16 protein-coding genes are annotated in these 16,286 nt (G+C 75.9%); 10 read left to right on the top strand and 6 right to left on the bottom strand.

Going from position 1 to position 16,286, the window contains the following annotated elements; all coding sequences use genetic code 11:
- Nucleotides 1-48 precede the first annotated feature (48 nt).
- Nucleotides 49-435, bottom strand: a complete 387-nt coding sequence (locus HLV61_RS09805; protein ID WP_369254781.1) for a DUF6394 family protein — start codon at nucleotides 433-435, stop codon at nucleotides 49-51.
- Nucleotides 436-527: 92 nt separating this feature from the next.
- On the opposite strand from HLV61_RS09805, the gene HLV61_RS09800 reads away from it, so the two are divergent.
- Both HLV61_RS09800 and HLV61_RS09795 read left to right on the top strand, forming a co-directional pair.
- Nucleotides 528-2,084, top strand: a complete 1,557-nt coding sequence (locus HLV61_RS09800; RefSeq protein WP_369254779.1) for an ATP-dependent DNA ligase — start codon at nucleotides 528-530, stop codon at nucleotides 2,082-2,084.
- A 103-nt stretch (nucleotides 2,085-2,187) separates the two neighbouring features.
- The gene (locus HLV61_RS09795) at nucleotides 2,188-3,066 is read left to right on the top strand and encodes an acyl-CoA thioesterase (protein WP_369254777.1); all 879 of its coding nucleotides are present in this window, start codon (nucleotides 2,188-2,190) and stop codon (nucleotides 3,064-3,066) included.
- Between the two features lie 53 nt (nucleotides 3,067-3,119).
- On the opposite strand, the gene HLV61_RS09790 is transcribed toward HLV61_RS09795, so the two are convergent.
- Nucleotides 3,120-4,958, bottom strand: coding sequence for a flavin-containing monooxygenase (locus HLV61_RS09790; protein WP_369254775.1), 1,839 nt, complete (start codon nucleotides 4,956-4,958; stop codon nucleotides 3,120-3,122).
- Between the two features lie 104 nt (nucleotides 4,959-5,062).
- Here HLV61_RS09790 and HLV61_RS09785 point away from each other — a divergent pair, with 104 nt between their 5' ends.
- From HLV61_RS09785 to HLV61_RS09775, 3 genes are all read left to right on the top strand, one after another.
- Nucleotides 5,063-6,316, top strand: coding sequence for a GAF domain-containing protein (locus HLV61_RS09785; protein ID WP_369254773.1), 1,254 nt, complete (start codon nucleotides 5,063-5,065; stop codon nucleotides 6,314-6,316).
- On the top strand, nucleotides 6,313-7,911 hold the full coding sequence (locus HLV61_RS09780) for a tetratricopeptide repeat-containing diguanylate cyclase (protein WP_369254771.1): 1,599 nt from the start codon (nucleotides 6,313-6,315) through the stop codon (nucleotides 7,909-7,911). The genes HLV61_RS09785 and HLV61_RS09780 overlap by 4 nt, the downstream gene beginning before the upstream one ends.
- Nucleotides 7,912-8,005: 94 nt before the next feature.
- Nucleotides 8,006-8,605, top strand: a complete 600-nt coding sequence (locus HLV61_RS09775) for a peroxidase-related enzyme (RefSeq protein WP_369254769.1) — start codon at nucleotides 8,006-8,008, stop codon at nucleotides 8,603-8,605.
- A 4-nt stretch (nucleotides 8,606-8,609) separates the two neighbouring features.
- On the opposite strand, the gene HLV61_RS09770 is transcribed toward HLV61_RS09775, so the two are convergent.
- Entirely contained in the window at nucleotides 8,610-9,764 is a 1,155-nt protein-coding gene (locus HLV61_RS09770) for a glycerophosphodiester phosphodiesterase (protein WP_369254767.1), read from the bottom strand.
- Between the two features lie 198 nt (nucleotides 9,765-9,962).
- Between HLV61_RS09770 and HLV61_RS09765 the strand changes: the two genes are divergently transcribed.
- Both HLV61_RS09765 and HLV61_RS09760 read left to right on the top strand, forming a co-directional pair.
- Entirely contained in the window at nucleotides 9,963-10,976 is a 1,014-nt protein-coding gene (locus HLV61_RS09765) for an LLM class flavin-dependent oxidoreductase (RefSeq protein WP_369254765.1), read from the top strand.
- The gene (locus tag HLV61_RS09760; RefSeq protein WP_369254763.1) at nucleotides 10,973-12,145 is read left to right on the top strand and encodes a MalY/PatB family protein; all 1,173 of its coding nucleotides are present in this window, start codon (nucleotides 10,973-10,975) and stop codon (nucleotides 12,143-12,145) included. Before HLV61_RS09765 ends, HLV61_RS09760 begins: the two co-directional genes overlap by 4 nt.
- Here HLV61_RS09760 and HLV61_RS09755 read toward each other — a convergent pair.
- The 3 genes from HLV61_RS09755 to HLV61_RS09745 form a co-directional block, all read right to left on the bottom strand.
- Entirely contained in the window at nucleotides 12,112-12,585 is a 474-nt protein-coding gene (locus HLV61_RS09755) for a DUF3237 domain-containing protein (protein ID WP_369254761.1), read from the bottom strand. The genes HLV61_RS09760 and HLV61_RS09755 overlap by 34 nt on opposite strands.
- 105 nt (nucleotides 12,586-12,690) lie before the next feature.
- On the bottom strand, nucleotides 12,691-14,061 hold the full coding sequence (locus HLV61_RS09750; protein WP_369254759.1) for an FAD-dependent oxidoreductase: 1,371 nt from the start codon (nucleotides 14,059-14,061) through the stop codon (nucleotides 12,691-12,693).
- Between the two features lie 25 nt (nucleotides 14,062-14,086).
- Nucleotides 14,087-14,527, bottom strand: coding sequence for a flavodoxin family protein (locus HLV61_RS09745; RefSeq protein WP_369254757.1), 441 nt, complete (start codon nucleotides 14,525-14,527; stop codon nucleotides 14,087-14,089).
- 176 nt (nucleotides 14,528-14,703) lie between these two features.
- Here HLV61_RS09745 and HLV61_RS09740 point away from each other — a divergent pair, with 176 nt between their 5' ends.
- From HLV61_RS09740 to HLV61_RS09730, 3 genes are all read left to right on the top strand, one after another.
- A complete protein-coding gene (locus tag HLV61_RS09740; RefSeq protein WP_369254755.1) occupies nucleotides 14,704-15,063 on the top strand; it encodes a VOC family protein in 360 nt (119 codons plus the stop codon).
- Between the two features lie 153 nt (nucleotides 15,064-15,216).
- Nucleotides 15,217-15,609: a nuclear transport factor 2 family protein gene (locus HLV61_RS09735; protein ID WP_369254753.1), complete on the top strand. Its 393-nt coding sequence runs from the start codon at nucleotides 15,217-15,219 to the stop codon at nucleotides 15,607-15,609.
- Between the two features lie 83 nt (nucleotides 15,610-15,692).
- Complete coding sequence (locus HLV61_RS09730) at nucleotides 15,693-16,262, top strand: hypothetical protein (RefSeq protein WP_369254751.1); 570 nt, start codon at nucleotides 15,693-15,695, stop codon at nucleotides 16,260-16,262.
- Nucleotides 16,263-16,286: the final 24 nt, after the last annotated feature.

The following is a 16,286-nucleotide window of genomic DNA, read 5'->3' as shown; positions in this document are numbered from 1 at the left end:
GGTGGCTGCGGCGCGGCTTCCATGGCGGTCGGCGGCGGTCGACGGCGGTCAGTGGCGCTGGAAGGACACGGTCTCGACGACGAGCAGCACCACCGAGACCACGTTGGCCAGCAGCGCGCCGCCCGACAGCGACACCATGCTCGCCGTCGCGTTCTCGGTCAGCCCGTCGGCGGAGATGTGCACCGCCCAGGCCCAGGTCATCGTGGCCGCCACCAGCTGGAGGTCGGCCACCAGGCTGGTGGCGAGGTGGACGGCGCCGATCTGGGTGCGGTCGCCGAACTTCAGCACCGTGGCGATCAGGCTGACCACCAGTGCGGCGAACAGCTCGTAGACGTTGTGCAGCTGGGGGTCGGAGATGTCGCCGAGGAAGAAGCCGAAGTTCAGCGTGGCGGCGAGCAGCACGAAGAAGCCGAAGACGACCTTCTCCAGGTTCACCGGCCACCACCCCCTTCCGACGCGGGAGAGACGGTAACCGGACCGGGGGACGCGCACCTCTCGAACGCGGCGGGCGCTGCGAGCATGGCCGCGTGCTGCTCGCCGACGTCGTCGCCGCCTCCGCCGCCGTGGCGGCCACCCGCTCGCGCACCGCCAAGGCCCAGGCCATCGCCGCCGCCCTGCGCGCCGCCGCGGCCGGGGAGGAGCCCCGCGAGGTGGGGCCGGTGGCCGCGTGGCTGGCCGGCGAGCTGCCGCAGGGCCGGGTCGGGGTCGGCTGGCGCACCCTGGCGAAGGCCCCAGCGGCGGCCGCCGCCGCGCCGTCCCTGACCGTGGCCGCGGTCGACCGGGCGCTCACCGGGCTGGCGGGCACCGCCGGCAGCGGCTCGGCCGCCCGCCGGGAGGCCCTGCTGGCGGGGCTGATGGCGGCCGCCACCGCCGAGGAGCAGCGCTTCCTCGTCCGGCTGGTCGGCGGCGAGCTGCGGCAGGGCGCCCTGGAGGGCGTGGTCCTCGACGCGGTGGCGGCCGCGGCCGGCGTCCCGGCGCCGGCGGTGCGGCGGGCCATGATGCTCGCCGGCCGGCTGGACGAGACCGCCGCACTCGCGATCGGCGGCGGGCAGGACGCGCTGTCGACGGTGCGGCTGCGGGTGGGCCGGCCGGTGCGGCCGATGCTGGCCAGCCCCGGCTCCTCGCTGGACGCCGCGCTGGCCGACCTCGGCACCGAGGTCACCGTGGAGCACAAGCTCGACGGCGCCCGCATCCAGGTCCACCGCGACGGCGAGGACGTCCGGGTGTGGACCCGCACGCTGCGCGAGGTGACCGGCGGGGTGCCCGAGCTGGTCGAGCGGGTCCGCGCGCTGCCCTGCCGCACCGCCGTCCTCGACGGGGAGACCCTGGCGCTGGACGACGACGGCCGCCCGCGCGCCTTCCAGGACACGATGAGCCGCTTCGGCAGCGACGGCGCCGGCACCTCCGGCGAGGCGGCCGTCCTGCTGAGCCCCTTCCTCTTCGACGTGCTGCACCTCGACGGCCGCGACCTGCTCGACGAGCCGCTCGCCGTCCGCCTCGACGCGCTGGCCGGGCTGCTCGCCGGCGACGAGCACGCGCCGCTGCGGATGCCCGGCGTCCGCCGGCCGACGCCGGAGCAGGCCGCCGCCGTGCTCGACGAGGCGCTGACCGCGGGCCACGAGGGCGTGGTGGTCAAGGCCCTCGACGCCCCCTACGCCGCCGGCCGCCGCGGCAGTGCCTGGCAGAAGGTCAAGCCGGTGCACACCCTCGACCTCGTCGTCCTGGGCGCGGAGTGGGGGTACGGCCGGCGCACCGGCACGCTGTCCAACATCCACCTCGGCGCCCGCGACCCCGACGGCGGCGAGCCGGTGATGGTCGGCAAGACGTTCAAGGGCATGACCGACGAGCTGCTGGACTGGCAGACCCGCACCTTCCCCGCGCACGCCCGCGCCGAGCACCCGTGGGGCCTGGAGCTGGAGCCCGGGCTCGTCGTCGAGATCGCCCTCGACGGCGCGCAGCGCAGCACCCGCTACCCCGGCGGGGTGGCGCTGCGCTTCGCCCGCGTGCTGCGGTACCGGCCGGACAAGACCGCGGACCAGGCCGACGACGTCGAGGCCGTGCGCGCCCTGCTGGCCGGGGGCTGACCGGACGACGCGACCGGACGACGCGACCGGACGACGCGACCGCCGGGGAGGCCGGGGGCGGGTGGTTCACTGCACGCGGTCGGCAGGCGGTCGAGGAGGCGCGGTGGCGGGGACGGAGCCGGTGCCCGGCGGGCTGGTCGCCCTGCTCGACGTCGAGGAGGCCGGGCCCGACCTGTACCGCGGCCGTCCGCGCGGGGTCCCGGCCGACCGCGCGTTCGGCGGGGCGGTGGTGGCCCAGTCGCTGCTCGCGGCCACGTCGACCGTCCCCGACGACCGCGCGGTGCACTCGCTGCACGCCTACTTCGTGCGCGCCGGCGACCCGGCCGCGCCGACCGACCTGCCGGTCACGCGGGTGCGCGACGGCGGCAGCTACGCCATCCGGGAGGTGACCGCCGTCCAGCACGGGCGGACCACCCTGGTGCTCACGGCGTCCTTCGCCCGGCTCGAGACCGGACCCGCGCACCAGGTGCCGGTGCTCGACGCTCCGCCGCCGGAGACGCTGCCGGCGCCGGAGGAGTCGCTGACCGGCGCCCCGGCCCCGGTCCTCGAGTGGCTGTCGTGGCTGGACCGCCGGCACCCGTTCGACTTCCGCTTCGACGGGGCGCTGCCGCGGGTGGCCGCCGGCCGGGGCGAGGCCGCACCGCCGCGGCAGCGGTTCTGGTTCCGCTCCCGGGAGACGCTGCCCGACGACCCGCGGCTGCACGCCTGCGCGCTCGCCTACGCCAGCGACATGCTGCTGCTGGCGGTCGCCGTCGCGCCGCACGGCACGGTGATCGGCGCGCCCGGCCTGGCCACCGCCAGCCTCGACCACGCCGTCTGGTTCCACGGGCCGGCCCGCGCCGACACCTGGCTCTGCTTCGAGCAGGAGAGCGCCTGGTCGGGCGGCGGCCGCGCGATCTGCTCCGGCCGCGTGTTCGACCGCGACGGCCGGCTGGTGCTCAGCGTCGTCCAGGAGGGCGTGCTCCGCCGCCGTCCCGTCTGACCGGCCCCGCGGCCCCGGCGCCGGGGGCGGGGGGCACCCCGGCGCCGGGGGGCTCACCGCCGGTGGTGCACCTCGGCCAGGCCGTACACCGGCGTCTCCCGACCGGCGTGGCGGGCGGCCAGCTGCAGCGCCAGGTAGAGCGAGTAGTGCCGCGACTGGTGCAGGTTGCCGCCGTGGAACCACAGCGCCTCCTGCTGCGTGGGCTTCCACATGTTGCGCTGCTCGCCCTCCCACGGACCGGGGTCCTTGGTGGTGTCCGAGCCCAGCCCCCACACCTTCCCCACCCGGTCGGCGACCTCCTGGCTGATCAGGTCCGCGGCCCAGCCGTTCATCGAGCCGTACCCGGTGGCGTAGACGACGAGGTCGGCCGGGAGCTCGGTGCCGTCCCCGAGCACGACGGCGTCCTCGGTCAGGCGGTCGACCTGCCCGTGCACCAGGCGCACGTCGCCGTCGGCGACGAGGTCGGCGGCGCCGACGTCGATGTAGTAGCCCGAGCCGCGGCGCAGGTACTTCATGAACAGCCCGGAGCCGTCGTCGCCCCAGTCCAGCCGGAACCCCGCCTTCTCCAGCCGGTCGTAGAAGTCGGCGTCGCGCTCGCGCATCTGCTCGTAGAGCGGGATCTGGAACTCGTGCATCACGCGGTACGGGATGGAGGCGAAGACCAGGTCGGCCTTCTCCGTGGTCATGCCGCCGGCCACCGCCTCCTCGCTGTAGAGGGCGCCGAGGCCGATCTCCATCAGACTGTCGCTCTTCACGATGTGGGTGGAGGAGCGCTGCACCATCGTCACGTCGGCGCCGTGCTCCCACAGCGCGCCGCAGATGTCGAAGGCGGAGTTGTTGCTGCCGACGACGACCACCCGCTTGCCGGCGTACCCGTCCGGGCCGGGGTGGGCCGAGGAGTGGTGCTGCTCGCCGCGGAAGACGTCCTGGCCGGGCAGCACCGGCACGTTCGGCTTGCCGCTCATCCCGGTGGCGAGCACCAGGTGCCGCGGCCGCAGGGTGAGCTCCTCGCGCTCGCCGTCGGGGCCGGAGCGGACGAGGTCGACGGTCCACTCCGCCGCCGCCGGGTCGTACTCGGCGCGCCGCACCTCGGTGCCGCCCCAGTACGGGACCTCCATGACCGTCACGTAGGACTCGAGCCAGTCGGCGATCTTGTCCTTGGGCGCGAACACCGGCCAGTTGTCCGGGAACGGCAGGTAGGGCAGGTGGTCGTACCAGACCGGGTCGTGCAGGCACAGCGACTCGTACCGGCTGCGCCACTGGTCGCCGGGGCGCGCCCGCCGGTCGACCACGAGCGCGGGCACCTGCAGCTGGCGCAGCCGGGCGCCCAGCGCGATGCCGCCCTGGCCCCCGCCGACGACGAGGACGAACGGCTGCTCCCTCCGGCCGAGCTCGGCCCGCTCGCGCTCGCGGCGCTCCGACCAGGTCAGCCGTTCCCGGTCCACGCCGTGCTCGGCACCCTTCGGCCGGGCCGGCCCGCGCGGCTCCTCGCGCCCGGTCAGCTCGTACAGCGTGGTCAGCAGCGTCCAGGCCCGCGGCCCGCCGTCCTCCTCGACCAGCCGTGCCATCCCGCGGCCGCGGCCGACCGCCGTCGCGAACGTGAACCAGGCGGTGGTGACGCCGTCGGCCTCGTCGGGCGGCTCGCTGACGGCGAAGCCCGACGGGTCGGTCCGGTCGAGGGTGGCGCGCAGCAGGTCGGTGACGCCGTCGCGGTCCTCGACGGTGGTGACGTTCCAGCTGAACGCGACGAGGTCACGCCAGAAGCTGGTGCGGGCGAACAGGCCGGCGGCGCGGTCGACGTCCCGCGCCCTCAGCGCGTCCTCGAAGGCGGCGAACCACTCCTGCGCGCGGGCCGCCGCCGTCGTGGGCGACGCGTCGAGGGTCGAGGTCATGCGGGTTCCTCCCTGACGGGGTGCTCGTCTGGTGTGATGTGCAGCACAGCGCGCGCCGGGGCCGTCCGGCAGCGTTGCAGCGGATTGCACGGCGGGAGGTGCGCGTGGCCGGCTGGTCGGCGGTGGCGCCCGGGACGGACCTCTCCCGGCACGCCCGCGTGCTGTCGCGGGTGCACGACGCGGTGATCGCCGGGACCCCACCGCCGGTTCCGCCGCGGCGGGTGGTCGAGCGGTCCTGGTCGCGGGTGCTGCGCCTCGGGATGGACCCCGACCGGCCGCGGGCGCGCGACCCGCTGCCGCTGGAGGCGGTCGAGGCCCGGCGCCGGCGGTCGGCCCTGTCGCTGGTCGTCGACGAGCTGCGCCAGGTGCTCGGCAGCGTCGCCGACGCCTCGCACTTCCTCGTCGTGGTCACCGATGCCGACGGCGTCGTGCTGTGGCGCGAGGGGTCGGCCGGCACCCGGCTGCGCGCCGACACGCTCGGCTTCGCCGAGGGGGCGACCTGGACCGAGGCGGCCGTGGGCACCAACGCCATCGGGACGGCGCTGGCCGAGGCGGCGCCGGTGCAGCTGTTCTCCGCCGAGCACTTCGAGGCCGCCCAGCACCCCTGGTACTGCAGCGCCGCCCCGATCCACTCGCCGGTCACCGGGGAGCTGCTCGGCGTCGTCGACGTCAGCGGCCCGGCGCTGACCCTGCACCCGGCCATCGGGGCGCTCGTCGACACGTCGGTGCGGCTGGCCGAGTCACGGCTGTGGCGGCGGCACGAGGAGCGGCTGGAACGGCTGCGGCGCACCGCCGACCCGCTCCTGGCCACCGTCCGCGGGCCGCTGTTGCTGGTCGACGACGACGGCTGGGTGGCGCACCGCTCGGGCGTCGCGGCCGGCCCCCGCGTGGGCGTGCCCCACGCCGGCCGCGTCATGACGGTGGCCGGGCTGGGGCTGTGCACGCCCGAGCGGTTCGCGGAGGGCTGGCTGGTCCGCCCGCGCGGGCGGCGCGAGCCGGTGCGCGCCGAGCTGGACCTCACCGGCACCCCGGTGCTGCGGGTGGACGGCGGTGCGGCGTCCTGGCAGGCGGCGCTGACGCGGCGTCAGGCCGAGGTGCTCGTCCTCGTCGCCCGCGCCGGTCCGGCTGGCCTGGGCGCCGCGGCGCTGAGCCGGGGCCTGTTCGGCGACGACGCGCACGTCGTCACCGCCCGGGCCGAGGTGTCCCGGCTGCGGCGGGTGGCCGGTGGCCTCGTCCTCAGCGCGCCCTACCGGCTCGCCGACGGCGTCTCCCTCACCCTGAACGGACTCACCCGACCGGGTGGGTCTCCCGCGCCCGGCCTGTCGCCGGGTCCTGCGCCTGCCGATGGGGGCTCGTGACCAGTCTCGCCGTCCGCCCGGGCAACGGCGTCGCACCGGGGGCCGCCGGGCGACCGCCGGACCCGCTCGCGGTCCTGCTCACGTCGCTCGACGAGCTGGAGACGCTCTCACGCTTCGACTCCGAGCCGGCCGCCGCGCGCGCCGAGGACGCCGCGGCCGCCGCCCGCGAGCTGGGCCGCCCCGACCTCGAGCAGCGGGCGCTGCTCGCCGCCGCCGACCTGATGCGCCGGCGCGGCGCGGTGGCCGAGGCGGGCCGGATCGCCCAGGACGTGCACCGCTGGGCCACCGAGGCCCGCTCCCGGCACCTGATCGCCCGCAGCTCCTTCGTCCTCACCGCGGTGTTCCAGGAGCTCGGCGACCTCGCCGGCGCGCTGGAGCACGCCGTCCAGAGCGTCGACCTGCTCGACGACGACACCCTCCCGGCCCTGCGGGTCGACCACCTGGTCCGGCTGGCCGACGTCCTCGGCCTGTCCCGCGACCCGGCCGCGCCCGAGCGGTACGCCACCGTCCTGCGGCTGGCCGAGGACCTCGGCGACGTCGACCGGCAGCTGCGGATCCTCAACAACCGCGCCTACACCGACACCCTCGCCGGCCGGTTCGCCGACGCCCTGCACTTCAGCACCCGGCTGCAGGACCTGGCCTCCGCGCAGGGGATCCCCCTCGACGTGGGCCGGCTCGACACCGTCGCCCGCGCCCTCATGGGCCTGGACCGGCTCGACGAGGCCGAGGCGGCGCTGACCCCCGGCCTGGCGCCGGAGGTGCTCGGCAGCTCCCACGACGGCGACGCCGGCGCGGACTTCCTGCTCACCCTCGCCGAGGTGCAGCGTCGCCGGGGCGCGGTCGACGCCGCACAGGCGACCCTCGACGAGTGCGTCCGCCGCTGCGTGGAGCACGGGCTGACCTCCATCCGGGTGCGGGCCCGCGCCGAGCAGGCCGAACTGCACGCCGCCGCCGGCGACCACCGCGCCGCGTTCGAGGAGCACAAGCGCTACTGCGCCGAGCTCGTGGAGCAGCAGTCGGCGCAGCGGGAGTCCCGCGCCCGCGCGATGCAGGCCATCTACGAGACGACCGAGGCGCGCCGGCAGAGCCGCCGCTGGCGCGAACTGTCCCTGCGCGACCCGCTCACCGGCCTGCACAACCGGCGGCACGTCGACGACGAGCTGCCGCGGATGCTGGCCGACGGCGCGCAGGTGTGGGTGGCGCTGCTCGACCTCGACCACTTCAAGCGGGTCAACGACACCTGCTCGCACGCCGTCGGCGACGAGGTGCTGCGCGCCGTCGCCGGGCTGCTGCAGGAGCAGGCGGCGCCGGGCACCGGCTCGCTGGTCGCGCGGATGGGCGGCGAGGAGTTCCTGGTCGTCCTCACCGGCGTCGACGCCGAGACCGCGGCCCGCCACCTCGAGGGCGTGCGCGGCGCCGTCGCCGGCCACGCGTGGGCCCCGCTCACCGGGGACCTGCCGGTGACCGTCAGCATCGGCGCGGCGAGCACCGCCGACGTCCCGGACCGGACGGCGGCGCAGCTGCTGGGCCGGGCCGACGCCCGGCTCTACCGGGCCAAGCGCGAGGGCCGCGACCGCGTCGTCCTCGCGGACTGACCCGACCCTCCCCGGAGGGCGTGCGCCGACGCGGCGTTCCGGGACGCGGGCCGCGGCCTGGGCGTACACGCCCGGCGCGGTGCACGCTGCAGGGGTGACCGCCGAACCCACGCCCGGGCCCATCAGCCGCTTCCCCGTCGCGGACGCCGCCGACCTCCCGCCCGACCTCGCCGAGCGCCACGCCGAGGTCGAGGAGAAGTCGGGCTTCCTGCCGAACGTGTTCGCCGCGCTGTCGTGGCGGCCGGCCGAGGAGCGCGCCTTCCTCGCCATGCACGACGCGCTGATGGACAAGGACACCCCGGGCCTGTCGACGGGCGAGCGGGAGCTGATCGTGGTCGCCACCAGCGCGGCCAACGACTGCGCCTACTGCGTCGTCGCGCACGGGGCCATCGCGCGCATCCGCACCCGCGACCCGTACCTGGCCGACCTGGTCGCCGTCGACTGGCGCAAGGCCCCGCTCGACGACCGGATGCACACCGTCCTCGACGTCGCCGTCCGGCTGGCCACCGACCCCGCCGCGGTGACCGCCGGCGACCTCGACCGCCTGCGCGCGCACGGCCTCACCGAGGACGACGTGTGGGACGTCGGCGCGATCACCGCGTTCTTCGCGCTGTCCAACCGGCTGGCCCACTTCGCGGCGATCCCGCCCAACCCGGAGTTCCACCTGATGGGCCGGCTGCCGCGGCAGCGGTGAGCGCTCAGGCGGCGTCGGGGAGCACCACGCCGTCCTCGAACAGCTGCCGGGACACCACGCCGGTGTCGGGGTCGTCGGTGAACATCCCGTCGATGCCGGTCGCCCAGAACAGCAGCTGCTCCTCCAGGGCCCGGCCGTGGTCGTCGGGCGCCGCCCCCTCGCGCAGGTCGGCGGGCAGGAAGGTGTTCTCGTTGCGGAACGTGTACGGGTGCACGAGCAGGTCGACGGCGTGCGCGTCGTCCACGAACGACGTGGGCTCCCCGAGGGCCCCGTCGGCGTCCCGCGGGATCACCTGGTTCTTCTCCGGGCCGACGCCGTCGGCGTACGTGGCGATCTCCGCCAGGCCCGCGGCGGTGGACAGGTCGGCGTAGGTCCGCGGGTCGCCGGCGGCGACCAGGTCGGCCGGGGCGCCGCTGGCCGACAGCAGCTGCACCAGCGGCACCCGGACGCCGGCCGCGTCCAGCTCGCGCAGGTTCGCCGTCTCGAAGGACTGGAGGAACACCGGCGAGTCCCGCCGGTCCAGGCCCGCCGCGGCCAGCGCCGCGAGCAGCGGCTCCTCGAGCGAGAGCCCGATCGAGTCGAAGTAGGTCGGGTGCTTGGTCTCGATGTAGGCGCCGACCTCGCGGCGCAGCTCCCGGCTCAGGTCGGCACGCAGGTCCAGGTACTCCTCGAGCGTGGGCACCGCGTAGAGCCCGTCGTAGAGGGTGTTCTCCTCGCGGACGTCGGGCAGCCGCTCGACCGCGCGCAGCGTCCGCAGCTCCTCGAGGGTGAAGTCCTCGGTGAACCAGCCGGTCAGCTCCACGCCGTCGATCACCTTCGTGGTGCGCCGGTCGGCGAACTCGGGGCGGTCGGCGACGTCGGTGGTGCCGGAGACGTCGTTCTCGTGCCGGCAGACGAGGACGCCGTCGGAGGTGCTGACGACGTCGCACTCGACGTGGTCCGCGCCCATGCGGGCGGCGAGCTCGTAGGCGGCCAGCGTGTGCTCGGGCCGGTGGCCCGAGGCGCCGCGGTGGCCGATGACGAGCAGGCCGGCGTCGGCGGCACCGGATCCCGGTGGGGAGGCGTGCCGGGGCGTCGCCGAGGCCGGCCCGGCGAGGGCCAGCAGGACGGCGAGCAGCACGACCACCGCGGCGGACCGGCGCGACGAGGGGACGGACACGATGCCTCCGCAGGGAACGGCCACCCCCGCCGGCGGTCCCGCAACGACGCCGGTGCGGGGAGACGGCCCGCCGGTGGGCCGGTGGACACAGGGTGGACCCCGCCGCCCGCCTGCGCCCGGTGAGCGGTGCCGGCCGCGGGTGTCCCGCGCCGACGGGCCCGCCGGGTGGCGACCGGCCGGGGCGGGCAGGATCGGCGCATGCCCGCCCCCGGTGTCCCGCTCGAGCGGCTCGGCTTCCTGACCATCGGCCTGTTCGACCCCGCCGACCCCGCGACCGACCACGAGACCACCCTGCGGACCGTGGAGCTCGGCGAGCGGCTGGGCTTCGACAGCGCGTGGCTGCGCCACCGGCACCTGCAGTACGGCATCTCCTCCCCCGTCGCCGTCCTCGCGGCACTGACCCAGCGCACCTCGCGGATCGAGCTGGGCACCGCGGTGACGCCACTGGGCTGGGAGAACCCGCTGCGGCTGGCCGAGGACCTCGCCACCGTCGACGTCCTCTCCGGCGGACGGCTCAACCCCGGTGTCAGCGTGGGCCCGCCGATGCACTGGGACGACGTCAAGGGCGCGCTCTACCCCGACACCGCCGACGCCGAGGACTTCTCCTACGCGCGGGTGGAGCGGCTGCTGCGCCTGGTCGCCGGCGAGCCCGCGACGTCGTTCGCCGGGCGCGAGGGCGTCGTCGAGGAGTGGTCGGACCGGGTGCAACCGCACTCCCCCGGCCTGCGCGACCGGGTCTGGTACGGCGGCGGCAGCACCCGCTCGGCGGAGTGGGCCGGTGACGCGGGCACGCACTTCCTGACCAGCAGCGTGGTGAAGGCCGAGAACGGCTCGACAGACTTCGCGCAGATCCAGGCCGCGCAGGTGCGGGCCTTCCGCGAGGCCCACCCGGCCGGGCGGGCGTCGCAGGGCCTGGTCGTCATCCCCACCGACAGCGCGACGCCGGACCAGCGGGAGCGCTACGCCGCCTACGTCGAGGCGCGCACCCCGCGCACCCGCAGCCCGCAGGGACCGGCGGGGCTGCTGTTCGCGCCCGACCTGCTCGGGTCCTCCGAGCAGATCGCCGAGGCGCTGTACGCGCACGCCGGCTTCCGCGAGGTGACCGAGGTGGTGTTCGCGCTGCCGTTCAGCTTCGCCGAGGCCGACTACACGCAGATCCTCACCGACACCGCCGAGCGCCTCGGCCCGCTGCTCGGCTGGTCCCCCCGGTGACCGACGCCGACGCCGCGGTCGCCGCCCTCCGCGCGCAGGGCTCGCTCAAGTGGACGCGGTACCCCGGCGCGCTCGGTGCCTGGGTGGCCGAGATGGACCTCGGCACCGCACCCGCGGTGACCCGGGCCCTGCACGCCGCCGTGGACCGCGGGCTGTTCGGCTACCTGCCCGACTGGCTCGCCGACGACCTGGCGGGGGCCACGGCCGGCTTCCTGCGCGGCCGGCACGGGTGGGAGGTGCCGGCGGAGCGGATCCGGCCGCTGGCCGACGTCCTCGCCGGCCTGTCCGCGGCGATCACCCACCTGTCCGGGCCGGGGTCGCCGGTGGTCCTCCCGACCCCGGCCTACATGCCGTTCCTCGAGGTGCCGCCGGCCCTGGGCCGGCAGGTGCTCGAGGTGCCGATGGCCCGCGACGGCGACCGCCACGTCTACGACCTCGACGCGCTCGACGCCGCCTTCCGCGCCGGCGGGCAGCTGCTGGTGCTGTGCAACCCGCACAACCCGGTCGGCCGGGTGCTCGAGCCCGCGGAGATGCTGGCGATAGCCGAGGTGGTCGACCGGCACGGCGGGCGGGTGTTCTCCGACGAGATCCACGCCCCGCTGGTCTTCCCGGGTCACCGGCACGTCCCCTACGCCTCCCTCGGCGAGACCACCGCCGGCCACACGCTCACCGCCACCAGCGCGTCCAAGGCGTGGGACCTGCCCGGCCTCAAGTGCGCGCAGCTCGTGCTCAGCAACGACGCCGACGCGCAGCTGTGGGCCGAGGTCGGGCACGAGGCCGAGCACGGCGCCTCCACGCTGGGCGCCGTCGCGAACGTCGCCGCCTACACCGAGGGGCTCGGGTGGCTCGACGAGGCGCTCGGCGTCCTGGACCACCACCGCCGGCTGCTCGCCGACCTCGTCCGCGAGCACCTGCCCGGCATCCGGTACCGGCCGCCGGAGGGCACCTACCTCGCCTGGCTGGAGGGGTTCGACGTGCCGGACCCCGGCGACCACCTGCTGCGCGAGGCCGGGGTGGCGGTGGTGGACGGCGCCCGGTGCGGCGCCGCCGGCCGGGGCGCGGTGCGGCTCAACCTGGCCACGCCCGAGCCGGTGCTGCGGCGCGTCGTCCAACAGATGGGGGCCGCGCTCCCCGGTCAGGAGGCCGGGTCACCCGAGGCCACGCGGTAGACCCGGTACTCCACGGCCGGCCCCGGCACGATGCGTCCCTCGGCGACGAACACGGTCTGGTTCACCCAGGCGTAGCGCTCGTCACCGGTCTCCAGGCGCGGAGTGGTGACGAAGTACTGGGCCCCGAACTCCGACGGGGACCCGCCGCCGCCCATGACGGCGAGGACGGCCGGGGTCAGCTCCATCAGGCCCGGGTACTGGACGTAGACGTACGCTCCGTCCACCGTCTGGATGAGAGCCCGGACGTCGATGCGACCGAAGCCGTCCGGGCCCACCAGCAGCCAGTCGGCGCCCGCGCCGACGAACCGGCCCTCGAGCCGGTCACCCCGGACTTCGCCGCCGGTGATCGTCGCCTCCGCGCGGTTCCCGAAGGGACCCGGCCCGACCGGATGCGGCTCGAGGTCGGCGTGGTACTCGAACTCCAGGACCAAGTGCGGCACGGTCGCCCTCCCCCGGACAGGGGTGGGCCCGGAGCCCACCCGGGGCCCGGACGATGCGCTGTCGGTGTGGGGCGGTCAAGGGGACCGCGCCCGTTCCGGCCGGCGTCACCGGGGGTCGGCCTCCACCGCCTCGAACGCCTTGCGAGCGGCGATGAGCACCGGGTCCCACACCGGCGCGAACGGCGGGGCGTAGGACAGGTCGAGGGAGAGGACCTCGTCCACGGTCATCTCGTTCCAGATGCAGATGGCCAGCGCGTCGATCCGCTTGGCCGCGCCCTCCTGCCCGACCACCTGGGCACCGAGCAGCCGGCCGCTGCGCCGCTCGGCGATCATCTTGACGCGGATGGGGCTGGCGCCCGGGAAGTAGCCGGCCTTGGTGGTGGAGTCGACCGCGGCGGCGACGAAGGAGTACCCGGCCGCGTCGGCCTCGGCCTCCGACAGCCCCGTGCGGGCGGCCTCGGTCGAGCAGATCTTGGTGATCGCCGTCCCGATGACGCCGGGGAAGGTGGCGTAGCCGCCGCCGATGTTGATCCCGGCCACCCGGCCCTGCTTGTTCGCGTGCGTGCCGAGCGCGACCACCACCCGCTGCTTGGACAGCCGGTGCACCGACTCGACGCAGTCGCCGGCCGACCAGACGCCGGGCACCTGCGTGCGCATCCGCTGGTCGACGGCGATCCCGCCGGAGGTGCCGAGCGGGATGCCGGCCTCCTGCGCCAGCCGCACGTTCGGCCGCACGCCCAGGCCGAGGACGACGAGGTCGGCGGGCAGCTCGCGGCCGCTCTCGGTGACCACCGCGCGGGCCCGCCCGTCGGGGCCGACGTCGATGCCCGCGACGCCGTCGGAGAGGACCAGCTCGATGCCCTCGGCGCGGACGGCTGCGGCGATGTACCGGCCGACGTCGGGGTCGAAGGTGCCCACCGGCTGCGGCGACTTGTCCACGACGGTGACGTCGAGCCCGCGGACGCGGCAGGCCTCGGCGATCTCCAGGCCGATGTAGCCGCCACCGATGACGACGACCCTCCGCACGCGCCCGCCGTCGAGCTCGGTGCGCAGCGCGACGCCGTCGTCGAGGACCTGGACGCCGTAGACGCCCTGGGCGTCGATGCCCTCCACGGGCGGGCGCATGGGGACGCTGCCGGTGGCGTACACGAGCTGGTCGTAGGGCTCGGTGCCCTCGGTGCCGGCGTCGAGGTCGTGCCAGTGGACGACGCCCTTGTCGGTGTCGATGCCGACGACCTCGGTGCGCATGCGGACGTCGAGGCCGGCCGCGCGGTGCTGCTCGGGCGTGCGGGCGACCAGGTCGTTCTCGCTGTCCACGGTGCCGGAGATCCAGTAGGGGATGCCGCAGGCGGAGTAGGAGGTCGCGCGGCCGCGCTCGAACATGACGACGTCGAGGTCGGGCCGCCGCTTCTTGGCCTGCGACGCCGCGCTGCCGCCGGCGGCGTCGCCTCCGATGACGACGAGTCGGGTGCTCACCCCGGCAGGCTATGACCGTCCGCGACTACAGGCTCACCGCGACCGTCGCGGCGAGCTCCCGCGCCGCCTCCAGGTCCTCCGCCGTGGGCGCCCCGGTGAGGCTCAGCGGGGCGGCCACCTGCTTCCACCGCAGCGCGCCGGTGACGGTGCCGATGGCCTTCAGCGCGCCGGCGGTGTCGTCGCCGCCGTGCACGTAGACGCCGAACGGCAGGCCCACGGTGGCGTCGAGGCAGGGGTAGTAGACGGTGTCGAAGAAGTGCTTGAGCGCCCCGCTCATGTAGCCGATGTTGGCCGGGGTGCCGAGCAGGACGCCGTCGGCGGCGAGCAGGTCGGCGGGGCCGGCCGACAGCGCCGGGCGGACCTCGAGGTCGACCTCCTCGACCATCGCGACGCCCTCGCGGACCGCCTCCAGCACCGCCTGCAGGTTCGGCGAGGGCGTGTGGTGGACGACGAGCAGCCGCGGCATGCCGCCATCCTGCCTCCGGGGTGCGCGGCGGACGGGTGCCCGGCAGGGTCGGGTCCGTGTCCGAGCCCGCCTGACCGCGCCGCTCGTCGACCTGCGGTCGTCCCCTGCTGCCGGACAGCCGCAGGTCGACGTCCGGCGGGGCCTCGCGTGTCGGCTGGGCTCGCTAGCGTCCTGCCATGACCGTCGACCTCTTCGCGGGGATCCCCGTCAGCGACCGCGAGCGCGCGCTGGACTGGTACGGGCGCCTGTTCGGCTCGGGGCCCGCCTTCCTCCCCAACGACGTCGAGGCCGTGTGGGAGGTCGCCGAGCACCGGTACGTCTACACCGAGCTCGAGCCGGGGCACGCCGGGCACGCGAGGGTCACCCTCTTCGTCGACGACCTCGACGCCCGGGTCACGACCATGCGCGCCCGCGGCGTCGAGCCCGCGTCGCGGGAGACGTACGGGAACGGCGTCCGCAAGGTCACCTACCGCGACCCCGACGGCAACGAGATCGGCTTCGGCGGCGCCCCGGCCGACGCGGAGGACACGGACTGAGGGTCCGGCGAGGAGGCCGCACGGCGTTCCTCGACGGGCGGCACCGGTCCGGGGCCCGCCCCCGCCCCGGGCGCCGGCGGGGCTTGTCCGGCCTGGTCCGGAGGAGAACCATCGGAGCGCTCGACCGAAGCCGGCCACCGGTAGGAGGACGTCGTGCCGCACCGGAACGAGAGCATGATGCGGGACCTCTACGCGGCCTCGGCCGCGGGCGACGTGGAGAGCATCCGCCGGCTGGTCGATCCCGACGTCGTCTGGCACGTGCCGGGACGCAACGCCCTCTCGGGGGACTACGAGGGCATCGACGCGGTGCTGGCCCTCTTCGGCCGACTCGCGTCCCTGACCGATGGCACGTTCCGCTCGGAGCTGCACGACGTCGTGGCCGGGGACGAGCACGTCGTCGGCCTGCACGTCGAGCACGGCGAGCGGGCCGGGCGCTCGCTGGACGCCCGGCTCGCGCTGATCGGCCACGTGCGCGACGGGCGGCTGGTCGAGGTGTGGGAGGGCCACACGGACGCCGAGGAGTACGACGCCTTCTGGTCCGCGTGAGCCCAGTCGGCGCGGCATCCCTCCGCCGAGCGGGCGGCCGGCACCCTCGACGTGCCGCGTCGGTCCCCAGCAAGATCCTCGACGTGGCGACGAACCCCCGCATCGGGCCGGTCGAGCGGGCGACCAAGCGGACGTGGGACGAGTGGCTCCACTTCCTGGACGGCATCGGCGCGGAGGACCTCGACCACGGGCAGATCGCGCTGCAGGTCTACGAGGAGCTCGGTGAGTCCTTCGGGCGGCGCGGCTGGTGGGCGCAGTCGGTGACGGTGGCCTACGAGCAGCACATCGGCCGGCGGATCCCCGGCCAGCGCTCCGACGGCACCTTCCAGTGCAGCGTCAGCCGGGCGACGACCCTCGGCATGGCAGAGCTCATGGAGCGCTGGCGGGCCTTCGCCGACGGAGACGCGGCCGTGCAGGAGGTCCTCGCCGGCGGGGACGTCAAGGTCAGCGGCACCGACCGGCGCCTCACCTGGCGGACGAGGGCCGTGGACGGCTCGTCGGTCGTCGTCACCAGCGAGCCGAAGGAGAACGGGACGGCGTCGCTGGTGGCCACCCAGGTCGGCGTGCCGACCCTCGAGGCGAACGACGAGGCGCGCGAGCGGTGGACGGCCGTCGTCGCGCGCTTCCTGGCGGGCGTGCAGCCGGCGCGGTGAGCGGAGGGTGGGCCCGCGCGTCGA

Origin of the sequence: Geodermatophilus amargosae, from assembly GCF_041028265.1 — a bacterium.
In the GTDB taxonomy this organism is placed as follows: Bacteria; Actinomycetota; Actinomycetes; order Mycobacteriales; family Geodermatophilaceae; genus Geodermatophilus; species Geodermatophilus amargosae_A.
This window is presented reverse-complemented; position numbering and strand designations above follow the sequence as displayed.

Coding starts and splice junctions, on each gene's coding strand:
- HLV61_RS09790 (WP_369254775.1), bottom strand. CDS start 4,958: ATGACCTCGACCCTCGACGCGTCGCCCACGACGGCGGCGGCCCGCGCG.
- HLV61_RS09765 (WP_369254765.1), top strand. CDS start 9,963: ATGCCCGCCCCCGGTGTCCCGCTCGAGCGGCTCGGCTTCCTGACCATC.
- HLV61_RS09745 (WP_369254757.1), bottom strand. CDS start 14,527: ATGCCGCGGCTGCTCGTCGTCCACCACACGCCCTCGCCGAACCTGCAG.
- HLV61_RS09740 (WP_369254755.1), top strand. CDS start 14,704: ATGACCGTCGACCTCTTCGCGGGGATCCCCGTCAGCGACCGCGAGCGC.